This is a genomic window from Microbacterium azadirachtae, assembly GCF_025583665.1.
In the GTDB taxonomy this organism is placed as follows: domain Bacteria; phylum Actinomycetota; class Actinomycetes; order Actinomycetales; family Microbacteriaceae; genus Microbacterium; species Microbacterium azadirachtae.
Window position 1 is genome coordinate 2731996 of record NZ_CP099706.1, and the last position, 15909, is coordinate 2747904.

Below are 15909 nucleotides of genomic sequence, written 5' to 3' on the forward strand. Positions count from 1 at the left end.
CGCCGTGTCGGCCATCCGGCGACGCCCTTTCGCCGACGTGGAGATCACGGCGACGCGGGCGCCCCGCGACTAGGGCGTGCGGCGCTCGCGACTCAGGCGTGCAGGCGCTCCGCGACCAGCTCCGCCACCTGCACCGCGTTCAGCGCGGCGCCCTTGCGCAGGTTGTCGTTGCTGATGAACAGCACGAGTCCCTTGCCCTCGGGGGCGGACTGGTCGGCACGGATCCGGCCGACGTAGCTCGGGTCCTTGCCCGCCGCGTAGAGCGGGGTAGGCACCTCCTCGACCACCACGCCGGGGGCGGCGGCGAGCACCTCGTAGGCGCGCTCCGGCGTGATGCCGTCGGCGAACTCGGCGTTGATCGACAGCGAGTGCCCGGTGAACACCGGCACGCGCACGCACGTGCCCGCCACACGCAGGTCCGGGAGGCCGAGGATCTTGCGGCTCTCGTTGCGGAGCTTCTTCTCCTCGTCCGTCTCGTTCAGCCCGTCGTCGACGACGGATCCGGCGAGCGGGATCACGTCGAACGCGATCGGGGCGACGTACTTCTCGGGCTGCGGGAAGTCGAGCGCCGAGCCGTCGTGCACGAGTCGCAGCGTGTCGCCCTGGGCGAGCACCCCCTCGACCTGACCGAGCAGCTCCTGCGCCCCGGCGAGGCCGGATCCGCTCACCGCCTGGTAGGTCGAGACGATGAGTCGCTCGAGTCCCGCTTCGGCGTGCAGCGCCTTCAGCACCGGCATCGCCGCCATGGTGGTGCAGTTGGGGTTCGCGATGATGCCCTTGGGGGTCTCTGCGATCGCCTCGGGGTTGACCTCGCTGACCACGAGGGGCACCTCGGGATCCATCCGCCAGGCGCTCGAGTTGTCCACGACGATCGCCCCCGCGGCGGCGAAGCGCGGCGCGTAGGCGCGGCTCGCGGTGGCGCCGGCCGAGAACAGGGCGATCTCGACGCCGGCCGGGTCGGCCGTCTCGACGTCCTCGACGATCACGGAGACGCCGCCGAAGTCGATCGCGCTGCCGGCGGAGCGGGCGGACGCGAACAGGCGGAGCTCACGGATCGGGAAGGAGCGCTCCGCGAGGATGTCGCGCATGACGGTGCCCACCTGGCCGGTGGCGCCGACGATGGCGACGGAGAATCCTGAGTCGGAGATGCGGGTCATGGGGATGCTGTTCCTCGGCTTGGTGCCGCGACAGGGCGGCGGACGAGGCGAAGGCGCGGACCGCCGGGTACGACGGAGCTTTCCGCGCCTGGCGCCGGTGTCAGGGTTTGGGCGATTCTATCGGTTCCGCGAGCACGCGGTGCTCGCGCCCCGGTCCGTCGCGGTCAGCGGCCGGTGCCGGCGGCGACGACGGCTTCGACCTCGCCGTCCAGGCCGTAGGCGGCGTGCACGACGCGAGCGGCCTCGGCCAGCTCGTCGCCGCGCACCACGACCGAGATCCGGATCTCGGACGTGGAGATCATCTCGAGGTTCACGCCGGCGGTCGACAGCGCCTCGAACAGGATCGCGGAGACTCCCGAGTGCGTGCGCATGCCGGCGCCGACGACCGAGAGCTTGCCGATCTGGTCGTCGTGCAGCAGGCTCTCGAAGCCGACCTCGGCCTGCTCGGCGGCGAGCGCCTTGAGCGCCGCCGTGGCGTCCGACTTGGGGAGGGTGAAGGAGATGTCGGTGCGGCCGGTGGACGCGGCCGACACGTTCTGCACGATCATGTCGACGTTGGCGCCGGACTTCGCCACGATCTTGAAGATCTCGGCGGCCTTGCCCGGCACGTCGGGCACGCCCGCGACGGTGACCTTGGCCTGGCTGAGGTCGGTGGCGACACCGGCGACGATGGGCTCTTCCATGGCTTCTCCCTGGGATTCGCGAGGGTTCTTCATGCCCTCGCCGAGAACGTACGTGCCCTCGTTCGCCGTGAAGGTCGAACGGGCGTGGATGAGGACGCCGTGCCGCCGCGCGTACTCGACCGCGCGGATGTAGAGCACCTTGGCGCCGTTCGCGGCGAGCTCCAGCATCTCCTCGCTCGAGACCTGCGAGAGCTTGTGCGCGAGGGGGACCACACGCGGATCCGCCGTGAAGATGCCGTCGACGTCGCTGTAGATCTCGCAGACGTCGGCGTCGAGCGCGGCGGCGAGGGCGACCGCGGTCGTGTCGGATCCGCCGCGGCCGAGCGTGGTGATGTCCTGGGTGTCGTCGTTGATCCCCTGGAAGCCGGCGACGATGACGATCGCGCCCTCGTCGAGCGCCTCACGCAGGCGGGTCGGGGTGACCTCGACGATGCGGGCGGAGCCGTGCCGGCTGTCGGTGCGCATACCGGCCTGCGGACCGGTGAAGGAGCGCGCGTCGAAGCCCATCGAGTGGATCGCCATCGCGAGCAGCGCCATCGAGATGCGCTCTCCGCTGGAGAGCAGCATGTCGAGCTCGCGGGGCGCCGGGATCGGCGCGACCTGGGCTGCGAGGTCCAGCAGCTCGTCGGTGGTGTCACCCATGGCGCTCACGGCGACGACCACGTCGTGGCCGGCACGGCGGGTGTCGACGATGCGCTTCGCGACGCGCTTGATGCTCTCTGCGTCGGCGACGGACGAGCCGCCGTACTTCTGCACGATGAGGGCCACGGATCACTCCTGGGGGATGCCGGGCGCCGGAGTCGGCGCACCAGAGGTCATTCTACGAGCGGCCTCCATGCCCCAACCGGTATGTGACGACCGGGCGGTAAGGACCGCCGCCCCCCACGCTCCCGGTCAGAGCAGGCCGCGCCGACGGGCCTCCGAGACGGCGCCGGTGCGGCTGTCGGCGGAGAGCTTGTCGAGCAGGTGCACGATGTGGGTCTTCACGGTGGCCTCCGCGACGAACAGCCGCGTGGCGATCTCGCGATTGCTGAGCCCCTCGGCGACCAGGGCCAGCACCTCCTGCTCCCGGCTCGTGAGCTCGACGCGGGGTGCGCGCAGCGCGGCCACCAGCCGCTCGTCGCCGCCGGGCGTCGGCACGGCCGCGCCCGCGGCGGCGTCGACGATCGCCCGTGAGATGACCTCGATGCCCACCTCCTTGAGCAGGTAGCCGGCGGCTCCCGCCTCGACCGCCCGCACGATCTGCGCATCGTGGTCGAACGTCGTGAGGATCAGCACGGCCGGCGGATGCGGCAGCGCCCGCAGCGCGGCGGTCGTCGCCACCCCGTCCATCCCCTCCCCCAGCCGCAGGTCGCAGAGCACCACGTCCGGCCGGAGTTCGCGCGTCGCGTCGACGGCCTCCTCGCCGGTGCCCACCTCGGCGAGCACCTCGAACCCCCGGGCCTCGACCACCGCACGGATCCCGGCGCGCACGATCGGGTGGTCGTCGACGATGATCAGCCGCACGCTCATTCGGACTCCGTCCTCTCGTCCGGCACGGTGCCCGCCGCACCCGCCGGCGAGCCCGGCGCGACGACGCCGCGCGGCAGCACCGCGTCGATCGTCGTGCCGGCACCCGGGGCGGAGCGCACGGTCAGCTCTCCCCCGCGCTCGCGCAGCCGCGAGCGCATCGCCGCCAGCCCGTAGGACGCGTCGGACGGGCGGACGTCGGGGTCGAACCCGACACCGTCGTCCTGCACGCGGAGCCGCACGGACGCCTCGTCGGCCTCCAGCAGGACCACGACGTGCTGCGCCCGCGCGTGCCGGCGCACGTTCGCGAGCGCCGACTGCGCGACGCGCAGCAGCGCGACCTCGGTGGGCGTGGCGAGGGCGGGCAGATCCGGGGCCACCTCGAGCCGCACCGCGACGCCGGTTTCGTCGTGGAGGGCGTCGAGCATCCGGTCCAGGGCCGCCGCGAGCGCCGACTCGTCGAGATCCGCGGGGGCGAGAGCCGCGACGATGCGCCGCAGCTCCGTCAGGGAGTGCTGTGCGAGCTGTTCGATCTGCGCGGTCCGGTCGGGTCGCGGCCCTTCGGCGGCGGGATCCGTCCTCGCGAGCATCACGATCGTGCTGAGCTCCTGGGCGATCGTGTCGTGCAGGTCGCGCGCCAGCCTCGTGCGCTCGCGCGTGGCTCCGGCCTCGCGCTGCGTGGCCGCCAGCTCGTCGTGCAGTTGCGCGGCCTCGTGCTGGGCGCGCAGCAGGGAGTCGATGAGGCGCTCGCGTTCGACCGCGTCCCGGAGCATCGCGTCGTAGCCCAGCGACACCGCGAACGCGAACCCGCCGCCGATGAGCGGACCGATCAGGTGCGCGAGCGACGTGCCCGGCTGCACCGTGCCGGGATGCAGCCACGGCGCGGCGATCGACGCCGCGAGCACGACCACCACGAACACCGGGGACCACGGCAGGCGCAGCACATGCCCGGCGAGCAGCAGGAGCGGGAAGGCCAGCCAGACGAACTCCGGCGACAGGGCGAGCATCCCGATCCAGATCGCCAGCAGGCCGAGCATCCACCACCCCGCGGCGCGCTTGTGCGCGAAGCCCGCCCCCGCGCCGTACCAGGCCAGGTACACGGCCGCGGCGAGCAGCACCGGCAGCAGCTCGCCCTCGACGGCGGCGCGCGCGGTCGTGACGACCACGAGCACCACCGTGATCAGGTGCAAGGCGAAGCGAGCCCCGCGCAGCATCCGCCGACGGGCGGAGGCCGGTGCAGTCGTCATGCTCCGATTCTCCCCCGTCGGGGCCCGGATCCCGCCGCGTCAGGATCGATCCTTCGATGGATCCGGAAAACCTCGAAGGAGAGGAAGGTGGAGATCATGACCTCCTCATCCGACCTCACCGCCCCGGCCCTCGCCGCGCCCGCGCAGCGCCGTGCCCTCTCCCAGCTCTTCGTCGCGACCGTGACCTGGATCGCGCTCGGCCTGGTCGCAGGGCTCTTCTACCGCGAGTTCACGAAGGCGCAGGGCTTTCCGAACGGGTTCAGCGGTCAGCTCGCCCTCGTCCACACGCACCTGCTGGCGCTCGGGGCACTCGTCACCCTGATCGTGCTCGCCCTGGAGAAGCTGTTCGCCCTCTCCGCGAGCCGCCTGTTCCGCTGGTTCTTCTGGATCTACAACGCCGGAGTGCTGCTCACCGCGGCGATGATGACCTGGCACGGCATCCTCGACGTGCAGAAGGTGGAGGCGTCCAAGGCGATCTCCGGGATCGCCGGCGCCGGGCACATCCTCATCGGCGCCGGTTTCGTGCTGCTGCTGATCAGTCTGTGGAAGGGGATCCGCCGGGCGTCCTGACCTCCGGCGGCGCGGCGGGGCCGGAGGCGAGAGGCTCCGCCGGCGGCACCGGCTCGGCCGTGAGCTCCACGGCGGTCTCGTCGATCGCCGCCTTCGGCCGCAGCCGGCCGCCCGTCCCCGCGAACCAGCATCCGATGATCACCAGCGGGAACCCGACGAGCAGGCCGACGGTGAGCGGCTCGGCCAGCACGATCGCGCCGAGGATGATCGCGATCACGGGGTTGACGTAGGTGAACAGCGGCGCGCGCACCGGACCGACCTCCTTGATGAGCGCGAAGAAGGCGAGGAACGCGATCGCGGTGCAGATCACGCCGAGCGCGACCAGCGCCGCGATCGAGGGGATCGTCGGCACCCTGTGCTGTGTGAGCACAGCGACCGGGAGGTAGAGGATCCCGATGAACAGCAGGGCGAGCGTGATCGTGCCGATCGAAGGCACGTGGGTGAGCTTGCGGGCGACGATGAACGGCGCGGTCGCATAGAGCACGGCGACGAGCAGCACCTCCGCGGCGGCGAGGAGGTCGACCTTGCCTCCGGTGAGGCCGGGGCCCGCCACCACGACGCCGACGCCGACGAATCCGACGAGCAGGCCGATCAGACGAGCCGGACGCAGCACGCCGCGGTCGCCGCCGCCCAGCGCGATGAGTGCGGCGAAGAGCGGCACCGTGGCGACGAGGAGCCCGGTCAGCCCCGAGGGCAGCGACTGCTCCGCGTGGCCGAGCAGCAGGAAGGGCCCGGCCATCTCGATGAGACCGAATGCCAGCACCCACGGCCACAGCTTCCACGCGGCCTTGAGCGCGCCGCTGCGGATCGCGAACGGCAGCAGCAGGAGGGCCGCGATGAGCGTGCGGCCCGCCACCATCGCGGGCGGCGAGAACGACTCGACGACCACGCTGATGAGCAGATAGGGCACGCCCCAGAGCAGGCACATGGCTCCGAAGAGCAGCCAGCCGCGGCGGCTGAACCCGGCGGCGCTCACAGGACGCGCCGGCCCTCGAACGCTCGGCCGAGGGTCACCTCGTCGGCGTACTCCAGGTCGCCGCCCACCGGCAGGCCGGAGGCGAGCCGCGAGACGGTGATCTGCATGCTCGTGAGCAGACGGCTGAGGTAGCTCGCCGTGGCCTCGCCCTCGAGGTTCGGGTTCGTGGCGAGGATGACCTCCTGCACCGTTCCGTCGGCGAGCCTCGTCATCAGCTGGGCGATGCGCAGATCGTCGGGGCCGACCCCGGCGATCGGGCTGATCACGCCGCCGAGCACGTGGTAGAGCCCGCGGAACTCACGGGTGCGCTCGATCGCGGCCACGTCCTTCGCATCCTCCACGACGCAGATGAGCGCGGCGTTGCGACGCGGATCGCGGCAGATCGCGCAGCGCTCCTGCTCGGCGACGTTGCCGCAGATCTCGCAGAACCGCACGCGCTCGCGCACCTCCGTGAGCAGCTCGGCGAGCCGCTTCACGTCGAAGGAGGGCGTCTGCAGGATGTGGAACGCGATGCGCTGGGCGGACTTCGGCCCGATGCCCGGCAGACGGCCGAACTCGTCGATCAGTTCCTGGACGATGCCGTCGTACATCTCGGGGTCCCTTGGTCAGTCGTCACTGGAATCTGGTCTGCGGCTCGTACGGCTCTTCCCGCAGGAAGGTGGCGCCGAGCACCTGTCGCACCACGGCCTCGCCGTAGCGCTGCACACCGGGCGGGCCGGAGCGCGGAGCGCGGTCGGCGACCGCCGGTGCGGCCGCGGGCCGGGCCTTCGGATCGGGCCGTGCCGCCGCATCGGCCCGGGGGGCCGTGTCGGGGCGTGCGGCCGTGGTCGCAGGATCGGCCCCGGCTCGCTCGACGGGGCTCTGCACCGCGGCCATCGCCGGCTGGGGCGTACGACCGTACGCATCCGGATCCTCGTCCGGTGCGGGCGCGTCGGCGTCGTCGGGGAACGGGGGCTCGTCGTCCAGGACGTCGCCGTCGTGCCCCGGTTCGTACCAGCCGGACGCCGGCATCGCCTCGACGTCGGCGGGCTCCTCGTCGACGGGGAACTGCCCGACCCGCGACTCCGCCGTGGGCGCGGCGGGCGCCGGGGCTTCCGGCGCCGGCTCGGGGTCGCCCTGCGGGATCGCGGCGACCGCCCACTCGGTGACGGGCGCGGACGCGGGATGCGGCGCCGCCTTCGATGCGGCGGCGCGAGGGGCTTCCGCACGGGAGCCGGTCGCTGCGGCGGCATCGGATCCGCGCTCCTCGCGCTCGGCGCGACCGTGGTCCGAGGGGCGCGGGGCCTTCCCGCTCTCGGCTAAGTTCCTCTCGGCGCCGGACGGATCCGATGCCGGCAGCGGCGCAGGCAGATACTTCACCGTGACGGAGAGCTCGCCCTCGATCGCGGTGCGCAGATGATCGGAGGGACCGCTGCCCGGTGTCGTGCCCTTGAATCGCGCGACGTCGTTCGGGCCGGGGAATCCGAGCGTGAGCACGTCGGAGGCGGCGTCGTAGGCGAGCGGCTGCACGGCGGTGACCACCAGCCAGGATCCACGGCTGATCTTCTCGAGGCGCGTGAGCACGGCGGGCCACGCGGCGCGGATGCGCTCGATGTCGATCGGACCGGCGGCAGGCGACGACTCGGCCGGGACGGCGTCCGGTGACGTGGGAGTGGTCTCCGCCTCGCGCGACGTCGCCGCACCGGACGGGGCGGCCGCGGAAGCGGGTGTCCGTGCAGGCGCGGTCGCGGCCGGAGCGGGCTCCGCGGGCGCCTCGGGCTCAGCGGTCGGAGCCGCCGCAGCGGGGCGAGCCTCGGGAGCAGCGGAGGCGGGCGCGGCGGGTGCCGGGACCGCCGGCGCGGGCACGGCGGGCACGGGTACAGCCGGTGCGGGCACGGCGGACGCGGCCGGTGCGCCTGCCGCCGCGGACGCCGGTGCTGCCGCGGCCGGAGCCGGGAGGCTCTCCCCACCGCCGGCGAGCGCGGTGAGCACCCGGGCCACGAGCAGTTCGAGGTGCAGGCGCGGTGACGTCGCACCGGTCATGTCGTCGAGCGCGGAGCTCACCAGGTCGGCCGCCCGCGACAGGCGCGGGCCGCCGAACACCGCGGCCTGCGTGCGCATGCGGGCGAGCTCGTCCTCGGGGACGCCGCGCAGCACCGCCGAGGCCGCGTCGCCGACGGCGGCGATCACGATGAGGTCTCTCAAGCGCTCCAGCAGATCGTCCACGAAGCGACGCGGATCCTGCCCGGTCTGCACCACCCGGTCGACCGCGGGGAAGGCGGCCGCCGCATCGCCCGCGGCGAGCGCGTCCACGATCTCGTCGAGCAGCGCGGAGTGCGTGTACCCGAGCAGCGCGACGGCGCGCTCGTAGGCCACTTCCACGGCCCCCGAGGCATTCGAAGGGGCGGAGCCGGCGATGAGCTGGTCGAGGAGGGAGAGGGTGTCTCGCGGGGATCCGCCGCCGGCGCGCACGACGAGCGGCAGCACGCCCTGCGCGACCGTCACGCCTTCCTCTGCGCAGAGCTTCTCGACGTACTCGAGCATCGCCGCGGGCGGCACCAGCCGGAACGGGTAGTGATGGGTGCGGGAGCGGATCGTGCCCAGCACCTTCTCGGGCTCCGTCGTGGCGAAGATGAACTTGATGTGCGGCGGCGGCTCTTCGACGAGCTTGAGCAGGGCGTTGAAGCCCTGCGGCGTGACCATGTGCGCCTCGTCGAGGATGAAGATCTTGAACCGGTCGCGGCTGGGCGCGAAGGTGGCGCGCTCGCGCAGGTCGCGGGCGTCGTCGACGCCGTTGTGGCTGGCGGCGTCGATCTCGACGACGTCGAGGGATCCGCCGCCGTTGCGGGAGAGCTCGACGCAGCTCGGGCAGACGCCGCAGGGGGTGTCGGTCGGCCCCTCGGCGCAGTTGAGGCAGCGCGCCAGGATGCGCGCGGACGTCGTCTTGCCGCACCCGCGCGGCCCCGAGAACAGATAGGCGTGGCCCACGCGGTCGCTGCGCAGCGCGGTCATGAGCGGATCGGTCACCTGCGACTGCCCGATCATCTCCCCGAAGTTCTCGGGCCGGTAGCGGCGGTACAGGGCTGTGCTCACCCGACAAGCCTAGAGCGTGCCCGCGACATTCGGACCGGGAGCCGTGCAGCCCGCCGCCGGGGCTCCTCGCACCCCTGCCGCGGAGCCGCGGACGGACGTACCCTGGAAGCGGAGGTGGGACCATGACGCAGGTGGCGGCAGGCGACCGGATCCGCATCCACGGCCGGGTGGTCGGCGGCGGCGAGCGCTTCGGCGTGGTCACCGAAGTGCGCGGCGAGCTCCTCGTCGTGCACTACGACGACGGGCACGAAGCGGTGCTCTCCCCCGGCAGCGACTGCGAGATCAGGCACGCCGAGTAGGGCACGTCGCCCGGAGGCGGCGGCCCTCGGAGAGGCGCGCCTCAGCCGGACCGGATCCGAGGATCCGTCCGACCGAGACGCACGTCTCCGAGCGAAGCGCCGTGCGCCCGCCGGGAGCTACTCCCCCGACTCGCCGACGAAACCGACGATCGGGATCGCCGAGGTCGTCGGCACCGTCGGAGACAGGATCGTCCCGTCCTCGCGCCGGGCCTGCCGGCCGAACTCCGGGCGGCCGTGCAGCACCGGCCCCTGATCCGGGAGCGGCACCGCGGCGGGGCTGTCGACGGAAGCCGAATGCGCGGTCCCGCGCACGGAGAACGAGACCGGGTCTCCCGAGCGCACCTCGACGAGCAGCCTGTCCGCGGTCAGGGTGATCTGCAGCTGGGATCCGTGCCACTGCAGCGGGTAGGACAGCTCGGGCCAGTCGCCCGGAAGACGCGGGTCGAAGCTGAGCTCGCCGTCGTGATCGCGCATGCCGCCGAAGCCGCAGACGAGCGCGGTCCACACGCCTCCCGCGGAGGCGACGTGGACGCCGTCGGAGGCGTTGCGGTGCAGGTCGCCCAGATCGACGTAGATGGCGTGCTCGAAGTACTCGTGCGCGAGGTCCTGATAGCCCACCTCGGCGGCGAGGATCGACTGCACGACCGCCGACAGGGTCGAATCGCCCGTGGTGAGCGGGTCGTAGTACTCGAAGTCGGCGAGCTTCTCCGCCTCGGTGAAGTGGTTGCCCTGCAGGAACAGCGCGAGCACCACGTCGGCCTGCTTCAGCACCTGGAACCGGTAGATCACCAGCGGGTGGAAGTGCAGCAGCAGCGGACGCTGTTCCGCGGGGGTGTTCGGCAGGTCCCACACCTCGCGCTCGAGGAACAGGGAGTCCTGCGGATGGATCCCCAGCGCCGGGCTGAACGGGATGTGCATCGCATCGGCGGCGCGCTCCCAGCGCTCGACCTCGGCCGGGTCGATTCCGAGCCGCTCCACGGCCGCGTCGTACGCCTCCGGCGCATCCGCCGCCATCTCGCGCACGACCCGCGCGGCGAAGCGCAGGTTGTAGCGCGCCATCACGTTCGTGAACAGGTTGTCGTTCACGACGGTGGTGTACTCGTCCGGGCCGGTCACGCCGTGGATGTGGAACGTGTCCACGCCGTCGGCGGAGCGCCAGAACCCGAGCGTGGCCCACATCCGCGCGGTCTCCACGGCGATGTCCACGCCCTCGCGGTAGAGGAACTCGTCGTCGCCGGTGGCGCGCACGTACTTGCCCAGCGCGTAGCTGACGTCGGCGTTGATGTGGTACTGCGCGGTGCCGGCGGCGTAGTACGCGCTGGCCTCCTCGCCGTTGATCGTGCGCCACGGGAACAGGGCCCCGCCCTCGTTGAGCTGGCCCGCACGCCGGCGCGCGGCCGGCAGCATGTGCACCCGGCAGCGCAGCGCGTTGCGCGCGAACTGCGGTGACGTGTAGGTGAGGAACGGCAGCACGTACACCTCGGTGTCCCAGAAGTAGTGCCCGCCGTAGCCGGATCCGGACACGCCCTTCGCCGAGACCCCGGCGCCGTCTGCACGCGCGGACGCCTGCGCGATCTGGAAGAGGCACCACCGCGTCGCCTGCTGCAGGTCGTCGTGCCCCGCGATGCGCACGTCGCTGCGCTCCCAGAACGCGCCCAGCCACTGCGCCTGCTTGGCGAACTGCGCCTCGACGCCCTCCACCGCGGCGCGGTCGAGGGTGCGCCGGCAGCGGTCGATGAGCTCGCGCGCGGGCACGCCGCGGGAGGTGTGATAGCTGACGAGCTTCGTGACCCTCGTGGGCACGCCCGCCTTCGCCTGCACGCGGAACACGTTCTTCGCGATGTCCGGCTCGACGAGCTGCCGCGCCGTGTACTCGTTCTCGGTCTCGACCAGGTGATCGGCGACCACGGCGAGCGTCATCCCCGAGTTCGCCACGCGGTACGCGAGCGCCGAGCGCCCGCCGTCCTGCCAGAACTCCGCGGGCTGCAGCACCCGGTCGCCGAACCGCTCCGCCTTGCGCGGATCGAAGCCGGCCTTCTCGCCCGGAGAGCCCGCCGCCATCGACGGAACCCCGCCGTACACGTCCTCGCCGTCCTGCCGGTTGATCAGCTGGCACGAGATCGTCACCGGGGCGTCCGCGTTCTCGACGACCACCTCGAGGCGCAGCACGGCCAGGTGCCGCTCCACGAACGACACGATGCGCTCGTCGCGGATCCGCACCCGCTTGCCGGAGGGGGTCACCCACAGCACCTCGCGCGTGAGGATCCCGGTCCGGAAGTCGAGCTCGCGACGGTACTCCCGCACGTCCGCCTCGTCGAAGCTCAGCGGCTCGTCGTCGACGTACACGCGCATGACCTTCGCGTCGGGCGCGTTCACGATGGTCTGTCCCACCTCGGCGAACCCGAAGGCCTGCTCGGCGTGACGGATCTTCCACGTCTCGTGCAGGCCGTTGATGAACGTGCCGTGCTCGAGTGCGCCCCGTCCTTCGATGTGGTTGCCGCGCAGACCCAGATAGCCGTTGCCCAGGCCGAGCAGCGTCTCCGAGACGCCAGGGCTGACGTGCGGATACTGCGTCTCGACGAGACGCCACGGGTCGACGGGGAAGAGGTCGCGATCGATCATGCAGTGGTCTCCGTGAAGGGGTGGTTCAGGACAGGAAGCGGGCGAGGTCGTCCACGACGACCGTGGCCCCGTTCGCGAGGAGGGATTCGGATCCGGCTCCGCGGTCGACGCCGACGACCGTTCCGTAGCCGGCGGCGGCCGCCGACGCGACGCCGCTGGTGGCGTCCTCGACCGCGACGGCGGATGCGGGATCCACGCCGATGCGCTCCGCGCCCACGCGGAAGACGTCGGCGGCGGGCTTGGACGCCAGGTGCTCGCGCTCGGCCACGACGCCGTCGACCACGACCGTGAAGAAGTCGCGGATGCCTGCGGTCGCCAGCACCTCCTCCGCGTTCTTCGAACTGGACACCACCGCGAGCGGAACCTCGGCGGCGCGCAGCTCCTCGAGCAGGGCGAGGGACCCGGGATAGGGCGCGATGCCGTCGCGGCGCAGGGCTTCGGAGAAGGCGACGTTCTTCCGGTTGCCGATGCCGCAGATCGTGTCGGCCTCGGGGTCGTCGTCCACGGACCCCCACGGGATCTCGACGTTGCGGCTGCGCAGCAGGCTGGCGACGCCGTCGTACCGCTTCTTCCCGTCGACATACGCGAAGTAGTCTTCGTCGGTGTACTCGGGCGTGATGCCCCACAGCGTGAACACCTCGTCGAACACGGCCTTCCAGGCGCGCATGTGCACCTCGGCGGTCGGGGTCAGCACGCCGTCCAGGTCGAACAGCACGGCGGCGGCGCGGTGCAGGTCGGGAAGCGCGGGGGTGTCGGGCACGGCGAAGCCTCCGGGTGGCTGAGAACGGCATCGAACGGATCGGCACGTCGGGGTGCCACCCTGTCCAGGGTAGTGGGCGCCGGTGCCCGCCGGAAGGCGCGCGACGGGCCGATTCTCGTCACGCGACGGCCCGTCCCGATCAGGAGAAGGATCCGACCTTGTCCGCGCCCACGACACGCAGCTCGGCGATGCCCGCGCCGTTGTACAGAGTGGTGCGGTCGCCGGGCTGCACGACCTGGAACCGGACGCGCAGCACGTCGCCGCGCACGGCAGCATCGAGAATCCCCGGATCCGCCGTGAGCGCGACGGGGTTCGCGGCATCCTGGAGCGTCTGCGTCGGCTGCTCCGCACCCGCGAACCCGACGAGGCCCGTGGTGTCGCGCAGGCTCTGCGGGATGCTCTCCGTGCCGACCTGGATCTCGACGTAGGCGGTGTGCTGCTCGCCCGCGTGTGCGGCGGGATTCTGCAGCAGCTCCTTCAGCATTGCCGGATCCAATCCCGGGAAGGCCGGATCCGCCGCCGCGGGGTCCGGGGTCGCGGGGTCCGGGGTCGTTGCGGCGGCCGGCGTCTCGACCACGTCCACCGGCGGAGAGACGACGTCGTCGGCGGGAACGTCGGACAGGCCCGCGACCAGGCCGAGGACGGCGGGGATCACGATGAGGGCCGCGATCCCGATGAAGATCACGGGCGTCCAGGAGCGGCGCGGCGGCGGCGCGGGCTCCGGTACGCCCACCGGTTGAGGCCTCCCGTTCCGATCGTGCTCGAGCGGCGGGATCACGTACGGCGCGGTGAGGTGCTTCGGCACCGCGGAGTACACGGTGGGCCTGGGCTCGTCCGATGCCATGCTCGGACCCTAGCGCGTCGGAGCGCGCGGATCCGGATCCGGATGGCCCGGGCAAAAGAAAAGACCCTCCGCGCACCCGACAGAGCCTGGTTACCCTTGCTGCGTTTCCGCCCTGGGGGAGTTGGCCTGGGTGCCGCCACGCGGAGAGCCGTCGTCCAGTCTACCCGAGGCCGCGGGCGTCGGCGACCTGAGGGGCGGCAACGGCGACCCTGGGGCGCGGGCGTCCCGCGTCACCACAGTTTTGTTCCTAACTGGTTATCCACAGTCTCGCCCTTGTTCGTTTCTTTGTTCTCTTCTCGACTCATGCCACTCGCCCCTGATTCGTATTCCGCCCGATGCGGCGAGATCGTGGACCGGTGCGCCCGGATCGATCGCCGGATCGCCGGGCTGGAGGCAGAGAAGGCGGCGCTGCTCGGGGGGTGGTGGCGGCGGTCGCCCCGCAGACGGTGGCTGAGCGGCATCGCCGAGCCCGGGGCGATCGGCAGGTGCGGGTGACCGACGTCGACGACGGAATGGCGTGGCTGGGGATCCTGCTGCCCTCGGTGCTCGCGCACGCCGCGCACGATCGGCTGACGACGATGGCTCGGCGGATCCGGTCGACCGGCGACGCCGCGCAGCCCGGGGCTGAGCCCACGGAGGGCCGACCTCGGCGGCGTGTGGGACAGGCTGTTCCTCGACGCACGCGGGATGCTCACCCGCACCGACACGTACGCGCCCACCGAGCGGATGCGCCGCTTCCTCCGCACGGGACCGGCACTGCCGATTCCCCGGCTGCCGGATGCCCGCCCGTCCGGGCGACATCGACCACAACCACGACCACGCTCGGGGCGGCCCCACCGACGTCGCCAACCTGTGCTGCCTCTGCCGCGGGCACCACGGCCTGAAACACCCCGACCAGGACGACCGATGGCGCTGGACCGCGACCCCGCACCCCGGCGGCGTCATCGAATGGACCAGCCCCGACGGCCACACCTGCACCGACACCCCACCGCGCCGCGTCCAGTTCGCCTGAGCCGTCGCGCCGGCCGACCGCACGGTCGCCCTGCCCTCGCGTCGCAGTGCCGGGTTACGATCAAGACGCGGGCGCACCGCGGCGCCCGGTGAGAGGGACGCATGCACGCCACCAACACCGCCGACGTCGCCACAGCCAGCACCGAGGAAGGGTCGTCGCGCGCCGGCTCCTCCGGCGCCATCGACGCCGCCGAGTTCGCCCGCCAGACCTCCGCCATCCTCGCCTCGATCACCGCGGTGATCGACGGCAAGGACGACGCCGTGCGCAGCGCTCTCGTCTGCCTCCTCGCCGAGGGGCATATGCTCGTCGAGGACGTCCCTGGCGTCGGCAAGACCATGCTCGCCCGCGCCTTGGCCGCGAGCATCGACGCGACAGTGCGCCGGATCCAGTTCACGCCCGACCTGCTCCCCGGCGACGTCACGGGCGTGAGCGTCTACAACCCCGTCGCGCAGGAGTTCGAGTTCAAGCCCGGCGCCGTGTTCGCGCACATCGTGATCGCCGACGAGATCAACCGCTCCTCCCCCAAGACCCAGTCGGCGCTGCTGGAGGCCATGGAAGAGCATCAGGTCACTGTGGACGGGCACTCACGGCCTCTGCCGGACCCGTTCCTCGTCGTCGCCACCCAGAACCCGCTCGAGATGGAGGGCACGTACGCGCTCCCCGAGGCGCAGCGCGACCGCTTCATGATGCGCATCTCGATGGGCTACCCCGATGCGGCCGCAGAGACCCTGATGCTGCGTCAGCGCGACACCGCGAACCCGCTCGACGCGATCCGGCCGGTGCTCGCGGCGACCGACGTGCGCGCCCTGATCACCTGGGCGCGGGCGGTGCACGTCGCCCCCGCACTCGAGGAGTACGCGGTGGCCCTGTCGCAGGCCACGCGCTCCGACCCGAATCTTCACCTCGGCGCGAGCCCGCGGGCGACCCTCCAGCTCGTCCGCGCGGCGAAGGTGCAGGCGGCGCTGGACGGCCGCGACTACGTCATCCCCGACGATCTCATCGCGCTGCTGCCGGAGGTCTTCGCGCACCGCCTCATCGCCGCTCGCGGCCTGCACCGAGCCGGCGCCCGCCCCATCGAGGCGGCGCTGGAGGGGATCGTGCGGCGCATCCCGGTCCCGGTGGGCCTGCCGAGGTGAGCCGGCGGGAGCGGCCGCGACA

Annotated in this window: 14 protein-coding genes and 1 other RNA gene; 4 read left to right on the forward strand and 11 right to left on the reverse strand. The window is 72.2% G+C overall.

Annotated features, from left to right (window positions below; all coding sequences use genetic code 11):
• Positions 1 to 92 precede the first annotated feature (92 nt).
• The 4 genes from NFX31_RS12980 to NFX31_RS12995 all read right to left on the reverse strand — a co-directional run bounded on the left by NFX31_RS12980 (position 93) and on the right by NFX31_RS12995 (position 4596).
• Positions 93 to 1157 carry an aspartate-semialdehyde dehydrogenase gene (locus NFX31_RS12980; RefSeq protein WP_045249537.1) on the reverse strand — a complete coding sequence of 355 codons (1065 nt, stop codon included), beginning with the start codon at positions 1155 to 1157 and terminating at the stop codon, positions 93 to 95.
• A 164-nt stretch (positions 1158 to 1321) separates the two neighbouring features.
• Complete coding sequence (locus NFX31_RS12985) at positions 1322 to 2608, reverse strand: aspartate kinase (protein WP_045249538.1); 1287 nt, start codon at positions 2606 to 2608, stop codon at positions 1322 to 1324.
• Between the two features lie 126 nt (positions 2609 to 2734).
• Complete coding sequence (locus NFX31_RS12990) at positions 2735 to 3352, reverse strand: response regulator (protein ID WP_045249539.1); 618 nt, start codon at positions 3350 to 3352, stop codon at positions 2735 to 2737.
• Complete coding sequence (locus NFX31_RS12995) at positions 3349 to 4596, reverse strand: sensor histidine kinase (RefSeq protein ID WP_262955915.1); 1248 nt, start codon at positions 4594 to 4596, stop codon at positions 3349 to 3351. Before NFX31_RS12995 ends, NFX31_RS12990 begins: the two co-directional genes overlap by 4 nt.
• Before the next feature lie 96 nt (positions 4597 to 4692).
• On the opposite strand from NFX31_RS12995, the gene NFX31_RS13000 reads away from it, so the two are divergent.
• Positions 4693 to 5166 carry a DUF2871 domain-containing protein gene (locus tag NFX31_RS13000; protein ID WP_045249547.1) on the forward strand — a complete coding sequence of 158 codons (474 nt, stop codon included), beginning with the start codon at positions 4693 to 4695 and terminating at the stop codon, positions 5164 to 5166.
• Here the strand turns inward: NFX31_RS13000 and NFX31_RS13005 are convergent.
• The 3 genes from NFX31_RS13005 to NFX31_RS13015 are packed head-to-tail and all read right to left on the reverse strand — an operon-like array spanning position 5132 to position 9166.
• Positions 5132 to 6142 (reverse strand): DMT family transporter, encoded by a 1011-nt coding sequence (locus tag NFX31_RS13005; protein ID WP_262955916.1) that lies wholly within the window; start codon positions 6140 to 6142, stop codon positions 5132 to 5134. The genes NFX31_RS13000 and NFX31_RS13005 overlap by 35 nt on opposite strands.
• Complete coding sequence (recR, locus tag NFX31_RS13010) at positions 6139 to 6732, reverse strand: recombination mediator RecR (protein WP_262955917.1); 594 nt, start codon at positions 6730 to 6732, stop codon at positions 6139 to 6141. Before recR ends, NFX31_RS13005 begins: the two co-directional genes overlap by 4 nt.
• 22 nt (positions 6733 to 6754) lie before the next feature.
• Positions 6755 to 9166 carry a DNA polymerase III subunit gamma and tau gene (locus NFX31_RS13015; RefSeq protein WP_476738699.1) on the reverse strand — a complete coding sequence of 804 codons (2412 nt, stop codon included), beginning with the start codon at positions 9164 to 9166 and terminating at the stop codon, positions 6755 to 6757.
• A gap of 170 nt (positions 9167 to 9336) precedes the next feature.
• On the opposite strand from NFX31_RS13015, the gene NFX31_RS13020 reads away from it, so the two are divergent.
• Complete coding sequence (locus NFX31_RS13020) at positions 9337 to 9513, forward strand: DUF1918 domain-containing protein (protein WP_082071862.1); 177 nt, start codon at positions 9337 to 9339, stop codon at positions 9511 to 9513.
• Between the two features lie 117 nt (positions 9514 to 9630).
• Here the strand turns inward: NFX31_RS13020 and NFX31_RS13025 are convergent, their stop codons facing one another.
• The 4 genes from NFX31_RS13025 to ffs all read right to left on the reverse strand — a co-directional run bounded on the left by NFX31_RS13025 (position 9631) and on the right by ffs (position 13892).
• The gene (locus tag NFX31_RS13025; protein ID WP_262955919.1) at positions 9631 to 12135 is read right to left on the reverse strand and encodes a glycoside hydrolase family 65 protein; all 2505 of its coding nucleotides are present in this window, start codon (positions 12133 to 12135) and stop codon (positions 9631 to 9633) included.
• Between the two features lie 25 nt (positions 12136 to 12160).
• Positions 12161 to 12895, reverse strand: a complete 735-nt coding sequence (locus NFX31_RS13030; protein ID WP_045248792.1) for a beta-phosphoglucomutase family hydrolase — start codon at positions 12893 to 12895, stop codon at positions 12161 to 12163.
• Positions 12896 to 13034: 139 nt separating this feature from the next.
• Positions 13035 to 13739 carry a hypothetical protein gene (locus NFX31_RS13035; protein WP_262955920.1) on the reverse strand — a complete coding sequence of 235 codons (705 nt, stop codon included), beginning with the start codon at positions 13737 to 13739 and terminating at the stop codon, positions 13035 to 13037.
• A 56-nt stretch (positions 13740 to 13795) separates the two neighbouring features.
• An RNA gene (gene ffs / locus NFX31_RS13040) (signal recognition particle sRNA small type) lies at positions 13796 to 13892 on the reverse strand.
• 625 nt (positions 13893 to 14517) lie between these two features.
• Here ffs and NFX31_RS13045 point away from each other — a divergent pair.
• Positions 14518 to 14751: a hypothetical protein gene (locus tag NFX31_RS13045; RefSeq protein ID WP_262955921.1), complete on the forward strand. Its 234-nt coding sequence runs from the start codon at positions 14518 to 14520 to the stop codon at positions 14749 to 14751.
• A 101-nt stretch (positions 14752 to 14852) separates the two neighbouring features.
• Entirely contained in the window at positions 14853 to 15887 is a 1035-nt protein-coding gene (locus tag NFX31_RS13050; RefSeq protein ID WP_262955922.1) for an AAA family ATPase, read from the forward strand.
• Positions 15888 to 15909 lie beyond the last annotated feature (22 nt).

What these genes read in the sequence shown, in the direction of transcription:
- recR (WP_262955917.1), bottom strand. Translation starts at nt 6,732, where the DNA reads ATGTACGACGGCATCGTCCAGGAACTGATCGACGAGTTCGGCCGTCTG.
- NFX31_RS13000 (WP_045249547.1), top strand. Translation starts at nt 4,693, where the DNA reads ATGACCTCCTCATCCGACCTCACCGCCCCGGCCCTCGCCGCGCCCGCG.
- NFX31_RS13025 (WP_262955919.1), bottom strand. Translation starts at nt 12,135, where the DNA reads ATGATCGATCGCGACCTCTTCCCCGTCGACCCGTGGCGTCTCGTCGAG.
- NFX31_RS13035 (WP_262955920.1), bottom strand. Translation starts at nt 13,739, where the DNA reads ATGGCATCGGACGAGCCCAGGCCCACCGTGTACTCCGCGGTGCCGAAG.
- NFX31_RS13015 (WP_476738699.1), bottom strand. Translation starts at nt 9,166, where the DNA reads ATGATCGGGCAGTCGCAGGTGACCGATCCGCTCATGACCGCGCTGCGC.
- NFX31_RS12995 (WP_262955915.1), bottom strand. Translation starts at nt 4,596, where the DNA reads ATGACGACTGCACCGGCCTCCGCCCGTCGGCGGATGCTGCGCGGGGCT.
- NFX31_RS12980 (WP_045249537.1), bottom strand. Translation starts at nt 1,157, where the DNA reads ATGACCCGCATCTCCGACTCAGGATTCTCCGTCGCCATCGTCGGCGCC.
- NFX31_RS13020 (WP_082071862.1), top strand. Translation starts at nt 9,337, where the DNA reads ATGACGCAGGTGGCGGCAGGCGACCGGATCCGCATCCACGGCCGGGTG.
- NFX31_RS13050 (WP_262955922.1), top strand. Translation starts at nt 14,853, where the DNA reads ATGCACGCCACCAACACCGCCGACGTCGCCACAGCCAGCACCGAGGAA.
- NFX31_RS12990 (WP_045249539.1), bottom strand. Translation starts at nt 3,352, where the DNA reads ATGAGCGTGCGGCTGATCATCGTCGACGACCACCCGATCGTGCGCGCC.
- NFX31_RS13045 (WP_262955921.1), top strand. Translation starts at nt 14,518, where the DNA reads ATGCCCGCCCGTCCGGGCGACATCGACCACAACCACGACCACGCTCGG.